At 39.8% G+C, this 21,632-nt stretch carries 15 protein-coding genes; 7 read left to right on the plus strand and 8 right to left on the minus strand.

The window, feature by feature from the left end; genetic code table 11:
* Positions 1-11: 11 nt before the first annotated feature.
* Positions 12-554, minus strand: a complete 543-nt coding sequence (seqA, locus tag C9J51_RS04750) for a replication initiation negative regulator SeqA (RefSeq protein WP_045037990.1) — start codon at positions 552-554, stop codon at positions 12-14.
* Positions 555-658: 104 nt separating this feature from the next.
* Between seqA and C9J51_RS04755 the strand changes: the two genes are divergently transcribed.
* The 3 genes from C9J51_RS04755 to fur all read left to right on the plus strand — a co-directional run bounded on the left by C9J51_RS04755 (position 659) and on the right by fur (position 3,262).
* Entirely contained in the window at positions 659-1,429 is a 771-nt protein-coding gene (locus tag C9J51_RS04755; protein ID WP_107274880.1) for an alpha/beta fold hydrolase, read from the plus strand.
* Between the two features lie 348 nt (positions 1,430-1,777).
* A complete protein-coding gene (gene fldA / locus C9J51_RS04760; protein WP_036795511.1) occupies positions 1,778-2,305 on the plus strand; it encodes a flavodoxin FldA in 528 nt (175 codons plus the stop codon).
* 510 nt (positions 2,306-2,815) lie between these two features.
* On the plus strand, positions 2,816-3,262 hold the full coding sequence (gene fur / locus C9J51_RS04765; RefSeq protein WP_036795513.1) for a ferric iron uptake transcriptional regulator: 447 nt from the start codon (positions 2,816-2,818) through the stop codon (positions 3,260-3,262).
* A 134-nt stretch (positions 3,263-3,396) separates the two neighbouring features.
* On the opposite strand, the gene glnS is transcribed toward fur, so the two are convergent.
* The 3 genes from glnS to nagE all read right to left on the minus strand — a co-directional run bounded on the left by glnS (position 3,397) and on the right by nagE (position 9,602).
* Positions 3,397-5,061: a glutamine--tRNA ligase gene (gene glnS / locus C9J51_RS04770; protein ID WP_045039277.1), complete on the minus strand. Its 1,665-nt coding sequence runs from the start codon at positions 5,059-5,061 to the stop codon at positions 3,397-3,399.
* A gap of 232 nt (positions 5,062-5,293) precedes the next feature.
* Positions 5,294-7,957, minus strand: a complete 2,664-nt coding sequence (locus tag C9J51_RS04775) for a beta-N-acetylhexosaminidase (protein WP_045037953.1) — start codon at positions 7,955-7,957, stop codon at positions 5,294-5,296.
* Between the two features lie 175 nt (positions 7,958-8,132).
* Positions 8,133-9,602 carry an N-acetylglucosamine-specific PTS transporter subunit IIBC gene (nagE, locus tag C9J51_RS04780; protein WP_045037954.1) on the minus strand — a complete coding sequence of 490 codons (1,470 nt, stop codon included), beginning with the start codon at positions 9,600-9,602 and terminating at the stop codon, positions 8,133-8,135.
* A 256-nt stretch (positions 9,603-9,858) separates the two neighbouring features.
* Between nagE and nagB the strand changes: the two genes are divergently transcribed.
* The 4 genes from nagB to asnB all read left to right on the plus strand — a co-directional run bounded on the left by nagB (position 9,859) and on the right by asnB (position 16,045).
* A complete protein-coding gene (gene nagB / locus C9J51_RS04785) occupies positions 9,859-10,659 on the plus strand; it encodes a glucosamine-6-phosphate deaminase (RefSeq protein ID WP_045037955.1) in 801 nt (266 codons plus the stop codon).
* A gap of 434 nt (positions 10,660-11,093) precedes the next feature.
* The gene (gene nagC, locus C9J51_RS04790; RefSeq protein ID WP_045037956.1) at positions 11,094-12,308 is read left to right on the plus strand and encodes a DNA-binding transcriptional regulator NagC; all 1,215 of its coding nucleotides are present in this window, start codon (positions 11,094-11,096) and stop codon (positions 12,306-12,308) included.
* A gap of 147 nt (positions 12,309-12,455) precedes the next feature.
* Positions 12,456-14,051, plus strand: coding sequence for a cation:proton antiporter family protein (locus C9J51_RS04795; protein WP_045039276.1), 1,596 nt, complete (start codon positions 12,456-12,458; stop codon positions 14,049-14,051).
* 323 nt (positions 14,052-14,374) lie between these two features.
* Positions 14,375-16,045, plus strand: coding sequence for an asparagine synthase B (gene asnB, locus C9J51_RS04800; protein WP_045037958.1), 1,671 nt, complete (start codon positions 14,375-14,377; stop codon positions 16,043-16,045).
* A 70-nt stretch (positions 16,046-16,115) separates the two neighbouring features.
* Here asnB and C9J51_RS04805 read toward each other — a convergent pair whose 3' ends face one another.
* The 4 genes from C9J51_RS04805 to htpG form a co-directional block, all read right to left on the minus strand.
* The gene (locus C9J51_RS04805) at positions 16,116-17,420 is read right to left on the minus strand and encodes an inosine/guanosine kinase (RefSeq protein WP_045037959.1); all 1,305 of its coding nucleotides are present in this window, start codon (positions 17,418-17,420) and stop codon (positions 16,116-16,118) included.
* 150 nt (positions 17,421-17,570) lie between these two features.
* Positions 17,571-18,542 (minus strand): ferrochelatase, encoded by a 972-nt coding sequence (hemH, locus tag C9J51_RS04810; protein WP_045039275.1) that lies wholly within the window; start codon positions 18,540-18,542, stop codon positions 17,571-17,573.
* A 225-nt stretch (positions 18,543-18,767) separates the two neighbouring features.
* Positions 18,768-19,412 carry an adenylate kinase gene (gene adk, locus C9J51_RS04815; RefSeq protein WP_045037961.1) on the minus strand — a complete coding sequence of 215 codons (645 nt, stop codon included), beginning with the start codon at positions 19,410-19,412 and terminating at the stop codon, positions 18,768-18,770.
* 142 nt (positions 19,413-19,554) lie between these two features.
* A complete protein-coding gene (htpG, locus tag C9J51_RS04820; RefSeq protein WP_107274881.1) occupies positions 19,555-21,456 on the minus strand; it encodes a molecular chaperone HtpG in 1,902 nt (633 codons plus the stop codon).
* Positions 21,457-21,632 lie beyond the last annotated feature (176 nt).

Genomic DNA, 21,632 nt, shown 5'->3' on the forward strand with positions numbered 1-21,632 from the left:
CTCAATAGTGATTAGATTTCACCACAAACTTTATCAATAATATCAGAAATAAACCCCATTTTCGTCATCAATTGGTCAATCATTTGACGCTTTCTGTCGGTATTAGTATTTGTGATCACCCAAAATGGAGTGGTTGGGATAGCTTTAGGTTTTGTTGTTTTGCCACTTGCGAGTAATGTTTCTTCATCATGGGCAAAATAGACGCGTGTACGGCCTTTAATTGCAGCAGCCTCAGCGAAACCATCAGCATCAATACGATAAAGAGAAGATAAGATCAGCATAAAACGGCCAATGGCTTTTTCTTGCGCCGCAAATTCATCAGAAATGAGCACCGTACGCATTTCTTTAACACGATCCATGGTTGGCTCATTACCTGCATCTCTGCTCACAACAATCCCTTTAGGACGAACAGGCATCACAACTGCGGGTTGCTGCAATTGTTCTTCTGGCACCATAAGCAAGCGACGTAAAATATCAGAAGCGCTTTCACCAATATGTTGAGTTTGGCTAGCGATATAACGATATAGCTCTTCGTCTACCTCAATAGTCTTCATGGTATTATTCATTATCATTCCGTTTAAAATTCTGGGTACGATTATAGCCTGATCCGCGGTTATACTCTATGGTAAATACCACACCTAACTAGAGAAAATAGCCTGTGAATCTTCATTTTCGTGCTGAAGGCAAGGGTAAAACGATCGTTTTGATCCATGGTTTGTTCGGCAGTGCAGATAATCTTGGTCTTTTAGCCCGAGAATTAAAACGCCATTACCAAGTGATCAGTGTCGATCTTCGTAACCATGGTTTGTCCCCTCATAGCGATCTATTCAGCTATCAAGATCTTGCGCAAGATATTATTGATACTCTCGATCATTTAGCCATTGATCAATTTAATGTTATTGGGCATTCAATGGGTGGTAAGGTTGCGATGACATTATCAGCATTAGTTCCGCAACGCGTCAATCACCTCGTTGTTATCGATATCGCCCCCGTCGTCTATCAAGGCCACCGTCATCAAAATGTATTTGATGGCTTACGTGAAGTTAACCGCCACTCAATAACCCAACGCAGTGAAGCCGAACAATATTTAGCCCGTTATATCAATGATGCCGGCGTTCGCCAATTTTTATTAAAATCATTAGCAAGAACAGAAACAGGTTACCAATGGCGATTTAATGTTGAAGGTTTAATTACAAATTACGCCACAATTATGGGTTGGCACCCTGCTGCGCAACCATTTATGGGAAAAACCTTATTTATGAAAGGACAACTCTCTGATTATATTGAGCCTCAATACCGTGATGCCATCATGACCCAATTTCCCAATGCCAAAGCACATGTGGTTGCCAATACGGGTCATTGGCTTCATGCTGAAAAATCAACAACAGTAAATCGCATCATTACTCAATTTCTAAATCCATCAGCTTAAAATAATAGGTTACTCGAATTAACGCTTAACTACAGTAGACTATAAGACTAACTATTAAATCCCTTACGCTACTATGATATAGTGCATCGAAGTGTAGTAGTAATGAAATTAGGCTTAGTGCTATCTTCTGCTTGATAGTCATACGATTAAAGCAGCCTCTAAGCAAGCTAACGTCATTGACTACGAGCTATCATGCCCTTGTGATGCAGGGCTACAATAAACAATGATGATATTTGGGCGAAAAAAACATCAAATCGCTATCAAAAAGTAATTATCATTGTGTCGTTTATACTGATTTCTGTAAACTGCCCAAAAGCAGTTAACAATTAAATATGGGTAATATCTACTATGGCGAGCGTTGGACTCTTCTTTGGTAGCGACACCGGTAACACCGAAGCTGTCGCTAAAATGATTCAGAAGCAACTAGGTAGTAAACTAGTTGAAGTAAAAGATATCGCAAAAAGTAGTAAAGAAGATATCGACAACTTTGATCTGATACTACTAGGTATTCCTACTTGGTATTACGGTGAACCACAGTGTGATTGGGATGACTTTTTCCCAGAACTTGAACAAGTTGATTTTTCAACTAAACTTGTTGCTATCTTTGGTTGTGGTGACCAAGAAGATTATGCAGAATACTTCTGCGATGCGATGGGTACTGTACGTGACATCGTTGAAAGTAAAGGCGGCACAATTGTGGGTAACTTCGCAACCGCAGGCTACGAGTTTGAAGCATCAAAAGCATTAGTTGATGATGCAAACTTTGTTGGCTTATGTATCGATGAAGACCGCCAACCAGAGCTAACAGCACCCCGTGTTGAGCAATGGGTTAATCAAATCTTTGATGAAATGTGCCTAGCTGAACTTGCTGACTAACTCTAATTAGTCACTCAATAAGAACGCGCTTTAATAGCGCGTTTTTTTATCTAGACACTATGTGACAAAACCACGTTATATTAACACCATCATCTTAATCTCAAGTATTAGCGCGATCTTACGTTCTTTCTAAGCGCTAACCGCTCTCAACAAAAAAGCAATGCTCACCGACTTACCTGCCCCCGCCAGATTAAGAACAACCACACCCAACAAAAATGATCACTCATATTTATAATTTACAGCTCGTCTTTCTAAAATAAAAATTATAAGTTTAACGTTATCTTAACCAAACTTACCTTATCGTAATCAAACAAGACAACACACTATATAAACTGGTATGATGATACATTTGTTTACATTTATTTTACAATTCAGCAAGCAAAATAAAAGTAACACTTCTGCTAGATAACTGACCTTTTAAGGTTTATTGTTATCGTTGCGTCACTTATAATGAATCTATATGAGAAAGACTACTGCAACATTTTTGCAGCTAGCCAACAGGAAAATCGGATGTCAGATAATAATCACGCGCTAAAGCAAGCTGGTCTTAAAGTAACACTTCCTCGTCTTAAGATTTTAGAAGTGCTTCAACAACCTGATTGCCAACACATCAGTGCTGAAGACCTGTATAAAAAACTCATCGATATCGGTGAAGAAATTGGCCTAGCGACCGTTTATCGTGTCCTTAACCAATTTGATGATGCAGGCATTGTAACTCGTCACCATTTTGAAGGCGGAAAATCGGTATTCGAATTAGCCACTCAACATCATCATGATCACCTTGTTTGTCTTGATTGTGGCAAGGTAATTGAATTTTCAGACGAAATGATTGAGCAACGCCAGAAAGACATCGCGGCACGCTTTAATGTTCGTTTAACAAATCATAGCTTATATCTTTATGGTCACTGTATGGATGGTGATTGTAATGCTGATGAAACGTTACATGATGAAAAATAACAATGACTAGTTATTTTCACCCTAAGAACCAGTGATCAATATCACTGGTTTTTTATTACAAGAAATAAGCACCATAAAAAAAGCGCCTATTCCATCACTGAAATAGGCGCTTTTTAACAAATATTAATGACTAATTAGTCACCAATTTTTGCCCAAGTATCACGTAGACCAACAGTGCGGTTAAACACTAAATGGTCAGCACTTGAATCTTTGTTATCAGCACAGAAATAGCCGATACGTTCAAACTGGTATGCTTTTTCAGCTTCAGCAGTCACCAATGATGGTTCAACAAAGCCATGTAATACCGTTAGAGATTCAGGGTTAATCACTGATACGAAATCATCAGCAGCACCTGGATTTGGCACTGTAAATAGACGATCGTATAAACGAATTTCAGCAGCAATACCCGCCTCAGCAGATACCCAATGAATAACACCTTTTACTTTACGACCGTCAGCTGGGTTTTTACCTAGCGTATCTTTATCGTAAGTACAGTAAATAGTTGTGATATTGCCTTCAGCATCTTTTTCAATACGCTCAGCTTGAATCACATAAGCACCACGTAGACGTACTTCTTTACCTAATACTAAACGCTTGTACTTCTTGTTCGCTTCTTCGCGGAAGTCTTCACCTTCAATATAAAGTTCACGGCTAAATGGAACCTCACGCATACCCATTTCTGGCTTATTCGGGTGATTCGCAACCATTAATGTTTCAGTCTCACCGTCAAAGTTTTCAATCACAACTTTAACTGGATCTAAAACAGCCATTGCACGTGGTGCATTTTCATTTAGATCATCACGAATACAAGATTCTAATGAGCTAATTTCAATGGTGTTATCTTGCTTAGTCACACCAATACGCTTACAGAATTCACGCATAGAACCCGGTGTAAAACCACGACGACGTAAACCAGAAATTGTTGGCATACGTGGGTCATCCCAACCGTTAACTAATTTATCAGTTACAAGTTGGTTTAGTTTACGCTTAGACATCACGGTGTATTCAAGGTTTAGACGACTAAACTCATACTGGTGTGGTGTGCAATCAATAGTGATATTTTCAAGAACCCAATCGTATAAACGACGGTTGTCCATGAATTCTAGCGTACAGATAGAGTGCGTAATACCTTCTAGCGCATCAGAAATACAATGCGTGAAGTCGTACATTGGGTAAATGCACCACTTATCACCAGTTTGGTGGTGATTTGCAAAACGCACACGGTAGATAACTGGATCACGCATAACCATAAATGGTGATGCCATATCGATTTTTGCGCGCAGGCACATTTTGCCTTCTTCAACGTCGCCATTCTTCATTTTTTCAAACAAGGCTACGTTTTCTTCGACACTACGATCGCGGTAAGGACTGTGCTTACCCGCTTGCGTTAATGTACCGCGATATTCGCGCATTTGCTCAGGACTTAGCTCATCAACATACGCTAAGCCTTTATTAATTAATTCAATGGCAAACCCGTGAAGCTGATCAAAGTAGTTTGATGAGTAACAAATCTCACCACTCCACTCGAAGCCTAACCAGTTAACATCATTTTTAATAGACTCAACGTATTCGATGTCTTCTTTCTCAGGGTTGGTATCATCGAAACGTAAGTTACATTGACCCTGATAGTCCTGAGCAATACCGAAGTTCAAACAAATAGATTTCGCATGACCGATATGCAGATAACCATTCGGTTCTGGCGGGAATCGGGTATGTATGCTTGTATGTTTGCCACTTGCTAAATCCGTATCAATAATTTGACGGATAAAGTTAGTTGGACGAGCTTCAGATTCACTCATCTATTACACCTCGTGTACTTACAGGATTGAGAATTATGTACAGTTCATCAATATGAACTATGACTTTACACTATACCTCAATGCCGCTATGCAAAAAATCAAAAACGCAGTTATAACAAACAATAGTTGTGAATTTAATTAATAACGCGCAATAAAAAGCCGACGATGGTCATCCCATCGTCGGCAATCGCGCGATCATATAATGATCGGAGCTTATATTGTTGTTAGTCGATTACAGTGATGTAACACGACTGAAACGTTTACCATTACCACTTACAGCACGGATTTCAACTTTACCTGTCACACTTGGTTGTGCTTTCGCATCATAAGTGTTCCATGTCTTACCTTCATCCGTTGAGTACTGTAGTGTTAGACCTGGCATGCTTACGTTCATCGCAAGTTTACCATTTTCGATCTTAGCGCCAGGTACTGGTACACGGTATTGAATACCCGCAGCATCAAGTTTCGCAAGTTCACGTTGGCCTAATACGTTAGCAAAACGCTGCCATTCATTGTGAAGTGCTTTCTTGTTTACATGGTTAGAATCTTGAGAATATTCAACACCCACTTGGTATTCATTTTCCCACTCACCTTTATGCCAAGCACGCTCAGCGGCAGCTAATACGCGAGGGAATACCATGTATTCGTACTGCTTATCATTGCCTACTGTCTCACTCCAAAGCTGAGCAGATAGACCATAGAAACCTTTCGATTTCACTGTACCTTTACTTGTAAAACCATTGCCATCACGATCAAGTGATGTTTCAGCATTTTGTGGTAAGTTCTCTGGTGCAAAACCAAACATCTTACGTGTATCTGTTGCACGTGTTGCCCAGTAGTAACCACGCTCAATTGGATCTACTTCGTATGGCATATCCATGTAAACATAATCAGGGTTTGATACTACAACATCGTAGCCTTTATCAGCCCATTCGTAAGCTGATGCACCGCCGCCCCAGTATAGAACGTCCCAGAAGTTTACACGCACATTATCAGTACCAAACGCTTTAGAGTCTGAAGAGTGCTTTAAGCCATCTTGCCATGCTTGGAAGTTTTTAATGCCTTTACTATTAACCACTTCACTGATTTGCTCTGCAAAATGACTTGGTAGGTGATCATAATCAGCCACAACACCTTCTGCGATCAATTTCTGACACATTGGTGACTTCTGGTATGGCTTATTTTGCTTAGATTGGTCAATAGAACCGGTCCAAGCTGTTTTCTCTGCTGCATTAAGATCTTGGAAACCAGCATTTAACTTAATATTTTTCGCTTCATCACCACCGAAGTGCCATGTATTTAGCGGCATACCCGCTTCTTTATGCATCGCTTGAATTTCAGTAATTACTTTATCAACAAACTTTGTAGAAGAATCCATACATGGATTGATGAAACTACGCTTATCGTAAAACTGTACTGTAGTTACATTTGACGTATCTTGTGGATCCATCAAACGGTATTCATTCGCTTCATCCATCTTGCCTTCAGCAGCAAGACGTTTATAACGCGCTTCCATCGCAACTACTGCTGCACGTGCGTGCGCTGGCATATCGATTTCAGGAATGACTTCAATACCACGGGCTTTCGCGTATTTCAGAATATCTAAGTAATCTTGCTTGCTGTAGTACCCAGAGCCATCTGTGTCTGATGTTGGACCTGAACCTAGTTGAGGTAGCAGACATGTTGTTTCAGATAGATCATGACAACGCTTACTACCAATGTCTGTTAGCTCAGGTAAACCTGGAATCTCAACACGCCAACCTTCATCATCTGATAGGTGGAAGTGGAATTTGTTCATCTTGTATGCTGCCATTTGGTCTAGCGTACGAAGAATCACAGCTTTAGAGTGGAAGTTACGACCCACATCAACCATCACACCACGGTAATCAAAACGTGGCGCATCGGTTACTTCTAACGTAGGAATGCTATTTTTAGCACCTGTACTCATTAGTGAAATCAACGACTGCATACCATAGAATGCACCTTGGTCATCAAAACCAATAACCGTTGCACCTGTAGGTGTTACATCTAACGTGTAAGCCCCTGCAATTTGTTGACCTTTAGCAAATGAACCCGGTAGAAGGCTCACTTTTACTGGGTATTGACCTTTAGTGTTAACACCTAATACGCCAAGACGCTCATTCACAGCAGCCATCATGTCAGCTGGCAGTGTGAAGTTGCTAATTTTAATACCGTTTGCTAATGAAACAGTTTTACCGGTTAGCTTAGTACTTAGTGGTGTAGGAACAATAGTTGCTGCCACTTCTGTCGTTGCTAACACATTAATGTCTTGGTTCTTTTTAAAACGTGTTTCAGCGGTTGCAAGCACATTATTATCTGCTTTAACTCGCTTAAATTGATCACCTTTCAGAGGAACAAGGTAATCACCTGGATTCGTAGAGTCAGTGCTCTTGATTGTTTGTGCTGCGGCATCGCCAGAGGTCACGTATGCACGAGGCATGTAGTCGTTTTCGAAAAGTGTCCAGTATTCGCCAATGTAAGGAATAACAACCGTCTCACCTTCAGCAAATCCATCAAATTTATCCGTTGGCTCTAGCGTATGAAGATCACCCGTTACGTGTGTAACTTTGAATTGATCATTTTGAACTTCAAGAATCTGGCGAATACTGCTGAAATAAATTTTCCAATCAGTGCCCGTCACCGCTGGGCCATTATTTTTTAGCGTCAAATTAATTAGATCACAAGATGCCCATTCTGCGCCGAGCGTCTTACACTGTAGGCCTTCCTCTGCACCATGTTGAGTAACAATTTCATAAGTAACATCAAGGTTATTAGCTAATTTTTTAACAACTGCCTCATCATCATTTCCTTGAGTCGCACAACCAGTTACTGCTAGTGCAATGAAAGATGCTAACGCTGTAAGTTTAATAGTCATGAAATATTCCTTTCTCCCGATATCCCTTTAAATGAAGGGAAAATCTATATAGAGCCCAAAAGTTGGGTACTCAAAATGCCGATCTTGATATCTTACATCGAAGATATCAAGAACGGTCTAATTAAAAGTGTTGCGGTATTTCGTGTGTTGCTTAATTACTTGAAAAAATAAGTAATTATGGAAGTTTTACTGCTGATAAATCTTCTGATGCCGGGATCTTTTTCATCTCGCCAGCAACGATTTCAGCAAGAGGGCCAAGGATAACTTGTAGGTTATTTGCACCTAGTTTAACCACACCCATTGCACCTAGTGCTTTTAATGTTTTCTCATCAGCAAGGCTACTGTCTTTTAGAGTAAGACGTAGACGAGTGATACAAGCATCAATGTTTTCTAGGTTACCGTGACCACCAAGCGCTTTTAAGTATTGCTTAGCTAACTCACCTGTTTCAGCAGAACCACGTACTGATGAAGCTTCTTCTTCGTCATCTTCACGGCCAGGCGTCTTAAGGTTGAACTTAAGAATAACAGCGCGGAAAATAAAGTAGTACAGAGCGAAGAACGCAATACCTTGAAGGATTAGCATGTACCAGCTAACAGCAAGTGGATTACGTGCTGACAACACCATGTCGACAAGACCAGCAGAGAAACCAAAACCTGAAATCCAGTGCATAGACGCGGCGATGTATACAGAAATACCTGTTAGCGCAGCGTGAATAACATAAAGTGGTGGTGCAAGGAACATAAACGCAAATTCTAATGGCTCAGTAACACCAGTAAAGAATGATGCAAAACCAGCTGCAATGAATAATGAAGCGACACGCTCTTTATTCTTCGCTTTAGCTGTTTGGTACATAGCAAGTGCAGCACCTGGTAAACCAAACATCATGATTGGGAAGAAACCAGCCTGGTACATACCAGTAATACCTGGGGTACCTTTACCACTCAAGAAATTAGGAATATCGTTAATGCCTGCAACATCAAACCAGAATACTGAGTTTAATGCGTGGTGAAGACCCACAGGAATCAATAGACGGTTAAAGAATGCATAGATACCAGCACCGGCAGCGCCTAGACCTTGAATACTTTCACCGAAATGTACTAGTCCGTCGTAAATAACTGGCCATACAAACAGTAATACCGCTGCAATACCAATACCAGCAACAGACGTTAAAATTGGGATTAAACGCTTACCACTAAAGAATGCTAATGTCTTATGCAATTCAACGTTAGAGTAACGGTTGTAAATTTCTGCTGATACGATACCAACTAAAATACCAACAAACTGGTTATTAATCTTAGCAAAAGCGACAGGTACAGCACTTACGTCAATACCTTGAATCATTGCTACAGTACCAGGTGCAAGTAACGTGGTTACAACGGTGTAACCAACAAAACCGGCTAATGCTGCTGCACCGTCTTTATCTTTTGACATACCGTATGCAACACCAATTGCAAACAATATAGACATGCTATCAATAATTGAAGAACCCGCTTTAATCAAGAACGCAGCAATTGCTGAGTTTGCGCCCCAACCTGACGGATCAACCCAATAGCCGATACCCATTAAAATTGCCGCTGCAGGAAGTACTGCAACTGGCACCATTAGTGCTTTACCTACTTTTTGAAAATATCCAAGAATATTCACCCTTAGTTCCCCCTATGGTTTTCTTAGATTCGATAGTGATAGCTTTTTTTTGCCATCTGTTTTTGTCCTTTGCAGTTTATGAATTTTATTTCGCTCCGCAAATTAAAACATCATCATTTGTGATCTTAATCACCGACCGAAGACAGAACTGAGTGATTTTGCTAGCTCGATCATAAAACTTATTTTATCATTCGAAACAAAGGCGCTATGCCACTAAGATTTTTCCTGTTTTAATAATCTTCAACGAGGTGTCAACGTGAGACTAATCCCGCTTAATAACGCTAAAGATGTTGGTCTATGGTCTGCTCGCTACATTGCTGACCGTATTAATAAGTTTCAACCAACAGCTGAGCGTCCATTTGTGCTAGGTCTACCTACAGGTGGTACACCACTTCCGACATACCAGCGTTTGATTGAATTATACCAAGCTGGTGAAGTAAGTTTTCAGAACGTCGTAACTTTCAACATGGATGAATATGTTGGCATGGCGTCTGATCACCCAGAGTCATACCGTAACTTCATGTACAACAACTTCTTCAGCCATGTCGATATGCAAGAGCAAAACATCAACTTGCTTGATGGTAATGCCGCAGATCACGAAGCTGAATGTCAACGTTACGAAGACAAAATCAAAACCTACGGCCGCATTAACTTGTTTATGGGTGGTGTGGGTAACGATGGTCATATCGCATTCAACGAACCTGCGTCATCATTAGCGTCTCGTACACGTATCAAAACGCTAACGCATGAAACACGTATTGCTAACTCTCGTTTCTTCGATGGTGATATCAACCAAGTACCTAAGTACTCGTTAACAATTGGTGTGGGTACATTATTAGATTCTGAAGAAGTAATGATTCTGATCACAGGCCATAACAAAGCGCAAGCGCTACAAGCTGCGGTTGAAGGTTGTGTAAACCACCTATGGACAATATCAGCGCTTCAGCTTCATCCTAAATCAATGATCATTTGTGATGAGCCATCAACTCAAGAACTTAAAGTAAAAACAGTTAAGTACTTCCAAGAGTTAGAAGCTGAAAACCTAACACACATCTAAACGATGGTAGTGTCATTTTTGGGGGACGAAATAACATTAATGGTTAAACCGTCACCCAAAATCAAACAAACGCCGCCATGTTGACGGCGTTTTATTTCCTGCTTTAAAATTAAACACAAAAAAGAATAATTGTTACTATTGACAATACAGTCATGGTTTACAATTCTCTTGTCAGCGATATATCCCGTCTCTTATTGCTCGCTTTACGTATTTTAGTGACCAATGCCACAGCCCCAGCAAGCATCAACAACGATTGCTTTATTTTAATTCATAAGAAAGTATATTACGGTGTTAACTAATGTATTGAAAAATGCAATACATCAAATAATTCGACACTAATAATCATCAAAATCAATTAAACAAGTGTCGTATACATAGGTAGCGCTTTTATAAAGGCGATAATTATTAATACTAATTACAAGCAGAACTAAACTATGACAGGCGGACAAATTGGTAATGTTGATCTGGTCAAGCAGCTAAATAGCGCTGCAGTATACCGACTTATCGACTTGCAAGGCCCTATCTCTCGTATTCAGGTTGCTGATATTAGTCACCTTGCTCCGGCAAGTGTTACTAAAATCACCCGCCAATTACTGGAACGTGGTTTAATAAAAGAAGTCGCTCAACAGGCATCAACGGGGGGACGAAGAGCGATATCTCTGACAACAGAATCAGCTGATTTTCACTCAATCGCAGTACGTATTGGCCGTAATAATATTGAAATAACCCTTTATGACCTCAGCGGTAAACATATTACTGGTGCGGCCTACCCCTTTTTATATTCTGACCAAGATGTATTAGCTGAAGGTCTTATCAAATATATTCAAGAATTTATTGATAATAACCAAAACGTAATGAAAGAACTGGTGGCGTTCGGCATTATTCTTCCTGGGCTTGTTAACCCAGAAACAGGCACGGTTACTTACATGCCAAATATTGACGTTCATGACTTTGAACTTGCTCATATTATTCAACGTACTTTTAATATTATTACCTTTGTTGGTAATGATATTAGAGGGTTAGCATTAGCCGAGCATTTCTTTGGTGCCAGCCGAGATTGTAAAGACTCCATCTTAGTTAGCATGCATAACGGTACTGGGGCTGGCATTATTGTTAATGGGCAGGTCTTCCTTGGCCAAAACCGTAATGTCGGTGAGATTGGCCATATTCAAATTGACCCATTAGGTGATAAATGCCAATGCGGTAACTTTGGTTGCCTAGAAACGGTGGCATCAGACCCCGCTGTTATCATGCATGTCCAACAACTACTCAACCAAGGTTATCCAAGTGATTTACAAAACTTGGAAGACATTACGATGCCAGCTATTTGTGATGCGGCAAATAATGGCGATGAACTGGCGATTCAAGTTTTACTCAAAGTGGGTCATCACCTTGGTAAAGCATTAGCAATGACGATTAATTTATTTAACCCCCAAAAGATTATTCTGGCAGGTAATATTACTCAAGCCCAAGCCATTGTGTTACCCGCAATTCGTCGTTGTGTTGAAAACCAATCATTATCTGCGTTTAATCATGATTTACCGATTGTCGCATCAGAGTTATATAACCAACCCACTATTGGTGCTTTTTCAATGATAAAACGTGCAATGCTTAATGGTGTATTACTGCAACGATTACTGGAAGATTAATCATTATTCTATTCAAGTAGTCATACACGCCTACTTATAAAACAACCATAAAAAAGGGGGATTAATCTCAAATGATTAATCCCCCTAATGCTATCATTGTTATCAATCGTGTTTTGTATACTATCTTGCAAGGATGTAGTCTAAGGTATGGAGTTACTGTATATTAGCGCGGCCTTTCTGGCCGGTTTCATCGCCCTTCGTTGTAAATTACCCCCTCTGGTTGGCTTTTTAGTTGCCGGCTTTATGCTTAATAGTTTTGGTTTTCAATCAACCCCTGCACTGACGACTCTCGCAGATCTCGGTGTGACATTATTATTATTCACCATTGGCTTAAAACTTAATGTCAAAACCTTACTAAACAAAGAAGTGTGGGGAGGGGCAACCATACACAATCTATTATCAACAGCCCTCTTTACCCTGTTTCTGCTTGTACTAAAACAATTAGGACTGACCATGTTTGCCGAAATGGCATTCAGTCAATTAGTGCTTATTGGTTTTGCTCTATCATTCTCCAGTACTGTATTTGCGGTGAAACTGCTGCAAGAAAAAGGGGAATTAAACGCTAAATACGGCACAGTTGCGATTGGTATTCTTGTTATGCAGGATATTTTTGCCGTACTTTTTCTTACCATTTCAAGTGGCAAAATACCTGATATTACCGCCATTGGTTTATTTGCCCTACCATTACTGCGCCCATTGTTATATCGCATTCTGGATAAAGCCGGTCATGGCGAAATATTAGTACTTTATGCCGTCATGCTTGCACTGGTTGCAGGCGCGGGCTTATTTGAAATCGTCGGCATGAAACCTGATTTAGGCGCCTTGATATTGGGGATGCTGATGGCCGGTCACCCTAAAGCATCAGAGATGGCTAAGTCATTGTTTAATTTCAAAGAACTGCTATTAGTATGCTTCTTTTTGAACATTGGACTTGCAGAATCCCCGACCTTAAATGGCATGCTAATGGCACTGGTATTAATGCTATTGCTCCCTCTAAAAGGGATACTTTATTACGCCGTGTTCCACTTATGTCGTTATCGAGTACGTACCTCAATGCTCGCCACGTTAACCTTATTTAATTACAGTGAATTTGGACTTATTGTCGGCGGCGTTGCTTATAAAATGGGGTTATTACCGGGTACATTTTTAGTGGCCATGGCTATCGCCGTCTCCTTATCATTTTTACTAGCAGCCCCACTGAACAGTATGAGTAATAAACTCTATACTGAAGCGGCTAAACGTTTAAAAGAATTTGATCCTGATCGCTTAAATTGTAACGACAAACTGATTGATTTAGGTAATGCCAGTATTCTTATTTTAGGCATGGGTCGTATCGGCTCTGGTGCTTATGACGAATTAGAAAGTCGTTATGGTAAACAGATTATTGGGGTAGAAACTCGCCGAGAATCGGTAGAGTTACATCGCCAACAACAACGTAATGTCATTCATGGTGATGCCACCGACCCTGACTTTTGGGAACGGGTTATCAAAAATCACCATATTGCGCTTATTTTATTAGCAATGCCAAATGGCACCGCCAACATTTACGCTTTAGATCAGCTTAAAACCCGCCGTTTCCAAGGAAAAATAGCCGCTATAGCTAAATACAGTGATGAAGAGACACAATTACACCAACAAGGTATAGATGCGGCCTTTAATATTTATAGCGAAGCGGGTAGCGGTTTTGCTCGTGATGTTTGTGATCACCTCCAACCTCAAATAATCCCACGAAAACCACACTAAATTACACTTCAAAACTTAGATATTTCGCAATGAAAAATAAACAATAGCGCTGTTATTGTTTATTTTTTCAATTAAAAAACTCTATCAAAATAAATACTATTCGGAAAAAGTCGATTTAAATAGATAATATTCACCACAGGTGCTTTATTTAAATATAATGACAATAAATGGTTGTAATTTATTAACGAATGCGTGATTTTAACAATCAACGGAAAAGCAGAAGCAATATAAACATCAACCACCATAATGATAACTTATTAGCTACATAATGCATTTTCATCAATTATGGATAATAAAAATAGAACGTTTGGAGTAGTATTATTATGTGTTCAATATTCGGTATCCTTGACATCAAGAGCGACTCATCAGTACTTCGTACAACAGCCCTTGAATTATCAAAAAAAATGCGCCATCGCGGTCCTGATTGGTCTGGTATTTATGCCTCTGACAATGCCATTTTAGTCCATGAGCGTTTAGCGATTGTTGATCTAAGTAGTGGCGAACAACCGCTATATAACACAGATAAAAGTCACGTACTTGCAGTTAACGGCGAGATCTACAACCATAAAGAACTACGTGCTGAATTTGCACCTGACTACCCTTTCCAAACAGAATCTGATTGCGAAATTATTTTAGCGCTATACAAAGAAAAAGGTCCTGAGCTATTAGATTACCTCAACGGTATCTTTGCCTTTATTCTTTATGATGAGCAAGAAGATGCTTACCTTATTGGTCGAGACCACATTGGTATCATCCCGCTTTATCAAGGTTATGATGAGCACGGTAACTTCTATATTGCTTCTGAAATGAAAGCACTCGTACCTGTATGTAAAACAATCAGTGAATTCCCTCCAGGTACTTACCTTTGGAGTAAAAAAGGTGAACCTGTTCGTTATTACAAACGTGATTGGATGAACTTTGATGCAGTTAAAGACGCTAAAACAGATAAAGTCGCATTAACCGATGCACTTGAAAGTGCCGTTAAACGTCAATTAATGACAGATGTTCCTTATGGCGTATTACTTTCTGGTGGTTTAGATTCATCAGTAATTTCAGCGATCACAAAGAAATTTGCCGCAAAACGTATTGAAGATGATGAGCAATCACAAGCTTGGTGGCCAACACTGCACTCATTTGCGATTGGCCTTGAAGATGCGCCCGATCTAAAAGCAGCGAAAATTGTAGCTGATGCGATTGGTACGGTTCACCACGAACTAACCTATACCGTCCAAGAAGGTTTAGATGCCATTCGTGATGTGATTTACCACATTGAAACCTATGATGTCACCACGATCCGCGCCTCAACACCAATGTACTTAATGTCACGTAAAATTCGCGCTATGGGAATTAAAATGGTGCTTTCAGGTGAAGGTGCTGATGAAATCTTTGGTGGCTACTTATACTTCCACAAAGCGCCTAACGCTAAAGAATTCCATGAAGAAACAGTGCGTAAATTATTAGCGCTTAACATGTTTGACTGCGCACGCGCTAACAAATCAATGGCAGCATGGGGCATAGAAGCACGTGTACCATTCTTAGATAAAGAGTTTTTAGATGTTGCAATGCGCATAAACCCTCAGGATAAAATGTGTGGCAACGGTAAAATGGAAAAACACATTATTCGTGAATGTTTTGAACATTACCTTCCAGAATCTGTGGCATGGCGTCAAAAAGAACAATTCTCAGATGGTGTAGGTTATAACTGGATCGATAGCTTAAAAGAAGTCGCTGAAGAAAAAGTAACCGATCAACAATTAGCAACGGCGGCATTCCGTTTCCCGTATAACACGCCAACAACAAAAGAAGGCTATGTTTACCGTGAAATTTTTGAAGAACACTTCCCATTAGAAAGCGCGGCTAAATGTGTTCCTGGTGGCCCTTCTATTGCTTGTTCTAGTGCGAAGGCAATTGAGTGGGATGAGAGCTTTAAAAATGCAGCAGACCCTTCAGGTCGAGCGATTGCAGCGGTTCATAACCAAGCTTATAAGAAATAGATAAATTGAAGTCATAAAAAAACCGCCATTTCAAAAATGGCGGTTTTTTTTAGTTAACGACAGATTGCCATTAACGTTCCCAATACGCTTCTTCTAGACTATCTTCACGTTCAGGTAGACCGCGAGAAAGACGAGGTGAATATTGCGCTAATACTTCATAACTTACACGGTTTGCATACAAACAAACTTGTGAAAATGATGAATACGTTAGGAAAGAATATTGGTGCTTACTTGAATTTGGCACGTTTTCTTTATGGTAACGGTTAGCAGACATATCATGCAATAACGCAGATAATGCACCATCACCAGCACCGTTAGTATTTTTGATTCGCTCTGGGCCACCCATGTATGGAGCAATATGAGAATAAACCTTGGTTGGATTCTCACATGTCGATTTGATCATTGGACGGCTAAATTCATAACGGTTAAATTCAGCAATATCACCAGGTAATAGTGGCAACGCAGTTTCACGTTTTGCTGACTCTTCAGTATAACCCGCAGTGTATAGTCCAACAGGACCCGCAGTACACAGTACAAGATCAACCCATTCGAGGGTTCTATCTGCGGCAACAAGAGGATCTGACGCGCCAGTTAATGCTTCGCCTTCGTCTTCATTCATTGCAACCACAGTAACGTGATCACGTAAGAAATCACGCCACCATTGTGGATCATCTTGAATAACGAATTTAGTCCCTAATGTTAATACTACAGGTACATCATATTTCTTAGCATACTCAATCGCTTTCATTGTTGCGGCAGGCATAGGATCGCCAGGCTTACAACGAACAAGATAAGCGGTTAAAACTAATGCTGATGCATTTTCAAATACACACTCAGGGATACTATCTGGCTTCAGTTGGTTCATGTTACCTTCGTTAATCGCGAAGGTACGCTCACCATCTTTAGAAATGAGGGCAAAGCAACGGCCAATAGGACCATCTACAGGTTGTAGATAGTTCATATCCATACGACTTGAGGTATTACAAAGATAACGGTAAGCATAGCTACCAATTTCAATGTCTTTACTCATTACGCCTAATAATACAGACTTATCATCAGCTAATACTGAGTAATTATGTAACGTATTACCAATCGTGCCACCAGCAAACTCATGAGTCACAAGATTATTGTCTTTTAACTCATTGTAAAGTGCTTCTGCTTTTTCATCAGTAATAACTAATGAATGGCCTTTACTTAGCTCATAACGTTCCAGAAATTCATCATCAACGTAGGCTTCAATATCAACCAATGTCTGATCGATACCCACAACATGAGTACGTGTTAAACGCTTCTCTATCTTCGTTTGACTTAGAAGTGGATCGCGAGCATGTACAGGGAAATAATGCTTAGATTTTCGTTGGCCTGGAAATTTCATGTCAATGGGCTGTCAAGTTGTAAATTTTGCGAATTCTATCACAGAATTTGGTACATAAAAGCAAAAGCTATCATAGGTTTTACGAATAATACCCACAAATAACACGCAAACGTTATCGTTGAAGGAATGACTTCCATCGCGATACCCGCATTACCATCCTTGTGTATGCTGCTTAATCAAGCTTTCCATCATTGCTATATGAGCAGGGTTATCATTTAAGCATGGGATCAAATTAAACTCTTTGCCACCCGCTTCAATAAATACCGCTTTACACTGCTCTGCAATTTCTTCTAGCGTTTCAAGACAATCAACTGAAAAAGCCGGACACATTACATCTAACCGTTTTATGCCTTTTTCTGCTAACGATTTAATCGTCGCTTCCGTATACGGTTTTAACCATTCTTCACGCCCAAAAATAGATTGATAACTCATGCTCATTTTTTCACGCTGCATATCAAGAGACTGGGCTAATAATACCGTGGTTTGATGACAATGGTCTGGGTAGGGATCGCCATTATCAGCATAACGTTGAGGAATACCGTGGTATGAACACAATAGATAGTCAGGTTGCCCTTTCTCCGCCCAAACTTTTTCAACAGATTGAGCTAACGCCGCAATATAATCAGGGTGATCATAATAATGATTCACAAACCGAAGTTCAGGCAATTCAGGTACTGTTTTTAACTCTTTAGCGATACGATCAAAAACAGCGGCCGTTGTTGTTGCTGAATATTGAGGATACAACGGTAATACAAGTATTTGCTTACATCCCTGCTGTTTTAGCTGTTGCAAGCCTGATTGAATACTCGGCTCACCATAGGTCATACCTAAAGCGACAGGTATATTCAGAGTTTGTTGTAGGGCTTGTTGCTGACGACGTGAATATACCATTAGTGGTGAGCCATCATCCATCCATACTGATTGGTATAATTTAGCCACTTTAGGTGAACGTATTGGTAAAATAATGCCATGTAAAATAGGACACCATAACCAACGCGTCATATCAACCACACGCTTATCATGCAAAAATTCAGCTAAAAACTGTTTCACACCAGTTGTCGTTGGAGCATCAGGAGTACCAAGATTAACCAGTAATACCCCATAGTTATTATTTATTGTCATCGGTATTTATCCTTTATCTTTACTCTATTTATTCCCATCGCTGAAAATACGTTACTTCCAGTCTCGTACAAATACATTTCAGCAACAAAAAACACACAGTTTTGTTATAACATCTTATAATACCATTATATTAAAACCAAAAAAAACGAGCATTACCAATCGGTAAGCCCGTTTATTTACATCGTTATTAGCTATGAAAAATAATTAGCTAATTAACAATGCTATTTATGCTAATGCTTTCTCAAGCTGTGCACTTACTTCAGCAACAGGTAACGTACCATCAAACTTAAGGTACTTAGTGTTACCAGCCGCTGCTTCTTTACCGTAATATTCGATAAGAGGTGCAGTTTGGTTATGGTATACCGTTAGGCGTGCACGAACAGTTTCTTCTTTGTCATCTTCACGGATAACAAGATCTTCACCTGTTACGTCATCTTTACCAGCAACCTTTGGTGGGTTGTAAACAGCATGGTAAGTACGACCAGAAGCAAGGTGAGCACGACGACCCGCCATACGCTCAACGATCACATCGTCAGCAACGTCAAATTCAATAACGTAATCTACAACAACGCCATTTTCTTTAAGACCATCAGCTTGAGGAATTGTGCGAGGGAAACCATCAAGTAGGAAACCTTTTGCACAATCTTCTGCAGTGATACGCTCTTTAACAAGACCAAGGATGATATCGTCAGATACAAGTTGACCTGCATCGATCACTGATTTTGCTTGCTTACCTAGTTCAGTGCCCGCTTTGATTGCAGCACGTAACATATCACCAGTAGAAATTTGAGGAATACCAAATTTTTCCATGATGAATTGAGCTTGAGTACCTTTACCTGCACCGGGTGCACCCAGAAGGATAATGCGCATTGTGTTCCCCTTTAAAATAGAGTGGAAATTTGCAAAAAACTGAAAATACACTGATTAGCGCTCAGTCGCAAGCTTGGCACTATGACCAAGCCGCGATTGAATGATTTATCAGAATAGTCTATGACTTTGAGTGGTTAATTGATTATTTAACCAGCAACTTATTTACGGCAGCTAAGAATTGTGAAGGATCATCCATTGTGCCACGCTCAGCGAGCATTGCTTCACCAAATAGTAATTCAACCCAACGACCAAATACTTCTTCGTCAGCTTCATCCGCCATTTGTTTCACTAAGCTATGCTCAGGGTTTAATTCAAAGATGTATTGCACTTCTGGCGCTTCATGGCCAGCGGCTGCCAACAATTTAGCCATTTGCGTACCCATCTCGTTTTCATCTGTTACCATCACGGCTGGAGTATCGTGCAATTTAAACGTTGGACGTACTTCTTTAACGCGTTCACCAAGGTATGTTTTGGTACGCTCAGTGACAGATGTGAATTCTTTTTCTGTTTCTTTTTGCTTTTCTTTTTCTTCTGCATTATCAAATGAAGACAGATCAAGATCAGACTTTGTAATCGCTTGGAATTTCTTACCTTCAAACTCTGGTAAGTGGCCCATTAGGTATTCATCAATACGATCGTACATCAAAATAACTTCTAAGCTTTTCTCACGGAATTGCTCAAGGTGTGGGCTATGTTTAGCCGCATTAAAATTATCAGCCGTTAGGTAATAAATTTTATCTTGACCTTCATTCATACGAGCAATGTAATCAGCAAGCGATACAGTTTGCTCTGCGGTGTCGTTTTCTGTCGATGAGAAACGTAACAATGCTGCAATTTTATCACGGTTACTAACGTCTTCTGCCAAGCCTTCTTTTAGTACCTGACCAAACTCTTTCCAGAATGATTGGTATTGCTCTGGCTCGTTTTTCGCCATACGCTCAAGCATTTGTAATACACGCTTAGTACATGCTTTACGTAGGGCTTGAGTGACTTTGTTATCTTGCAAAATTTCACGTGAAACATTTAACGGCAAATCATTTGAGTCAATTAAACCGCGCACAAAACGTAAGTACGTTGGCATGAACTGTTGTGCATCATCCATAACAAACACACGTTGTACATACAATTTAAGACCATGCTGACCATCGCGGTTATTTAAATCCCACGGTGCTTTTGATGGAATGTATAACAAACTCGTATAATCTTGCTTACCTTCAACACGGTTATGACTCCATGTTAATGGCTCGGCATAATCATGGGCAACGTGGTTATAAAATTCTTTATACTCTTCATCGCTGATATCTGATTTATTACGCGTCCAAAGTGCTTGTGCTTTGTTGATTTGATCCCATTTTGTCCCTGTTACCTTGCCTTCTTCATCTTGTTCTTCTGTTTGAATAAAGACAGGAATACCAATGTGATCAGAATATTTACCAACAATTTCACGTAAACGCTGTTCATCTAAGAACTCTTGTTCATCAGCACGTAAATGTAAAATAATCTCAGTACCACGGTTTGCTTTAGTGATGGTCTCGATGCTGTAATCGCCCTCACCCGCAGATGTCCAGCATACACCTTCATCTGCACTCACTTCTGCGCTACGTGTATTCACCGTTACACTGTCAGCCACAATAAATGCAGAATAGAAACCAACACCAAACTGACCAATCAGTTGTGAGTCTTTAGTTTCATTTTCATCTAATTGTGCAAAGAATTCTTTAGTACCTGATTTCGCAATCGTACCTAAATGTTCAATCGCTTGTTCACGCGTCATACCAATACCATTATCACTAATGGTTAAGGTGCCAGCTTGTGGATTCACCGCCAGCTTTACACATAAATCTGCATCATTACCGTATAAATCAGTTTTTGATAATGCTTTAAAGCGTAATTTATCCGCCGCGTCTGATGCATTAGAAATCAATTCACGTAAAAAAATCTCTTTATTAGAGTAAAGAGAATGAATCATTAAATGCAGTAGTTGTTTTACTTCTGACTGGAAACCACGTGTTTCCTTTTGGTTATCAACTGTTTGCTCGCTCATTTCGACTCCAAAAAAATTTATGAGTAGTATATAAAGATAAATATGGTCAAAGTGTATGATTTCAACCTAAAATAACATGTTTTTTATTTTTATATTTTTTGAGGAACGGTTTTATATTTTTAGATTCAGACGGTATTCAGAGAAAACATATAATAATACTGTTTATATAAAACCCT

This window comes from Photobacterium iliopiscarium (genome assembly GCF_003026395.1).
GTDB lineage: Bacteria > Pseudomonadota > Gammaproteobacteria > Enterobacterales > Vibrionaceae > Photobacterium > Photobacterium iliopiscarium.

Bases quoted from the DNA above. Each gene is read 5' to 3' on its own strand.
- seqA (WP_045037990.1), bottom strand. From the start codon at position 554: ATGAAGACTATTGAGGTAGACGAAGAGCTATATCGTTATATCGCTAGC.
- fldA (WP_036795511.1), top strand. From the start codon at position 1,778: ATGGCGAGCGTTGGACTCTTCTTTGGTAGCGACACCGGTAACACCGAA.
- fur (WP_036795513.1), top strand. From the start codon at position 2,816: ATGTCAGATAATAATCACGCGCTAAAGCAAGCTGGTCTTAAAGTAACA.
- glnS (WP_045039277.1), bottom strand. From the start codon at position 5,061: ATGAGTGAATCTGAAGCTCGTCCAACTAACTTTATCCGTCAAATTATT.
- C9J51_RS04775 (WP_045037953.1), bottom strand. From the start codon at position 7,957: ATGACTATTAAACTTACAGCGTTAGCATCTTTCATTGCACTAGCAGTA.
- nagC (WP_045037956.1), top strand. From the start codon at position 11,094: ATGACAGGCGGACAAATTGGTAATGTTGATCTGGTCAAGCAGCTAAAT.
- C9J51_RS04795 (WP_045039276.1), top strand. From the start codon at position 12,456: ATGGAGTTACTGTATATTAGCGCGGCCTTTCTGGCCGGTTTCATCGCC.
- asnB (WP_045037958.1), top strand. From the start codon at position 14,375: ATGTGTTCAATATTCGGTATCCTTGACATCAAGAGCGACTCATCAGTA.
- C9J51_RS04805 (WP_045037959.1), bottom strand. From the start codon at position 17,420: ATGAAATTTCCAGGCCAACGAAAATCTAAGCATTATTTCCCTGTACAT.
- hemH (WP_045039275.1), bottom strand. From the start codon at position 18,542: ATGACAATAAATAATAACTATGGGGTATTACTGGTTAATCTTGGTACT.
- adk (WP_045037961.1), bottom strand. From the start codon at position 19,412: ATGCGCATTATCCTTCTGGGTGCACCCGGTGCAGGTAAAGGTACTCAA.
- htpG (WP_107274881.1), bottom strand. From the start codon at position 21,456: ATGAGCGAGCAAACAGTTGATAACCAAAAGGAAACACGTGGTTTCCAG.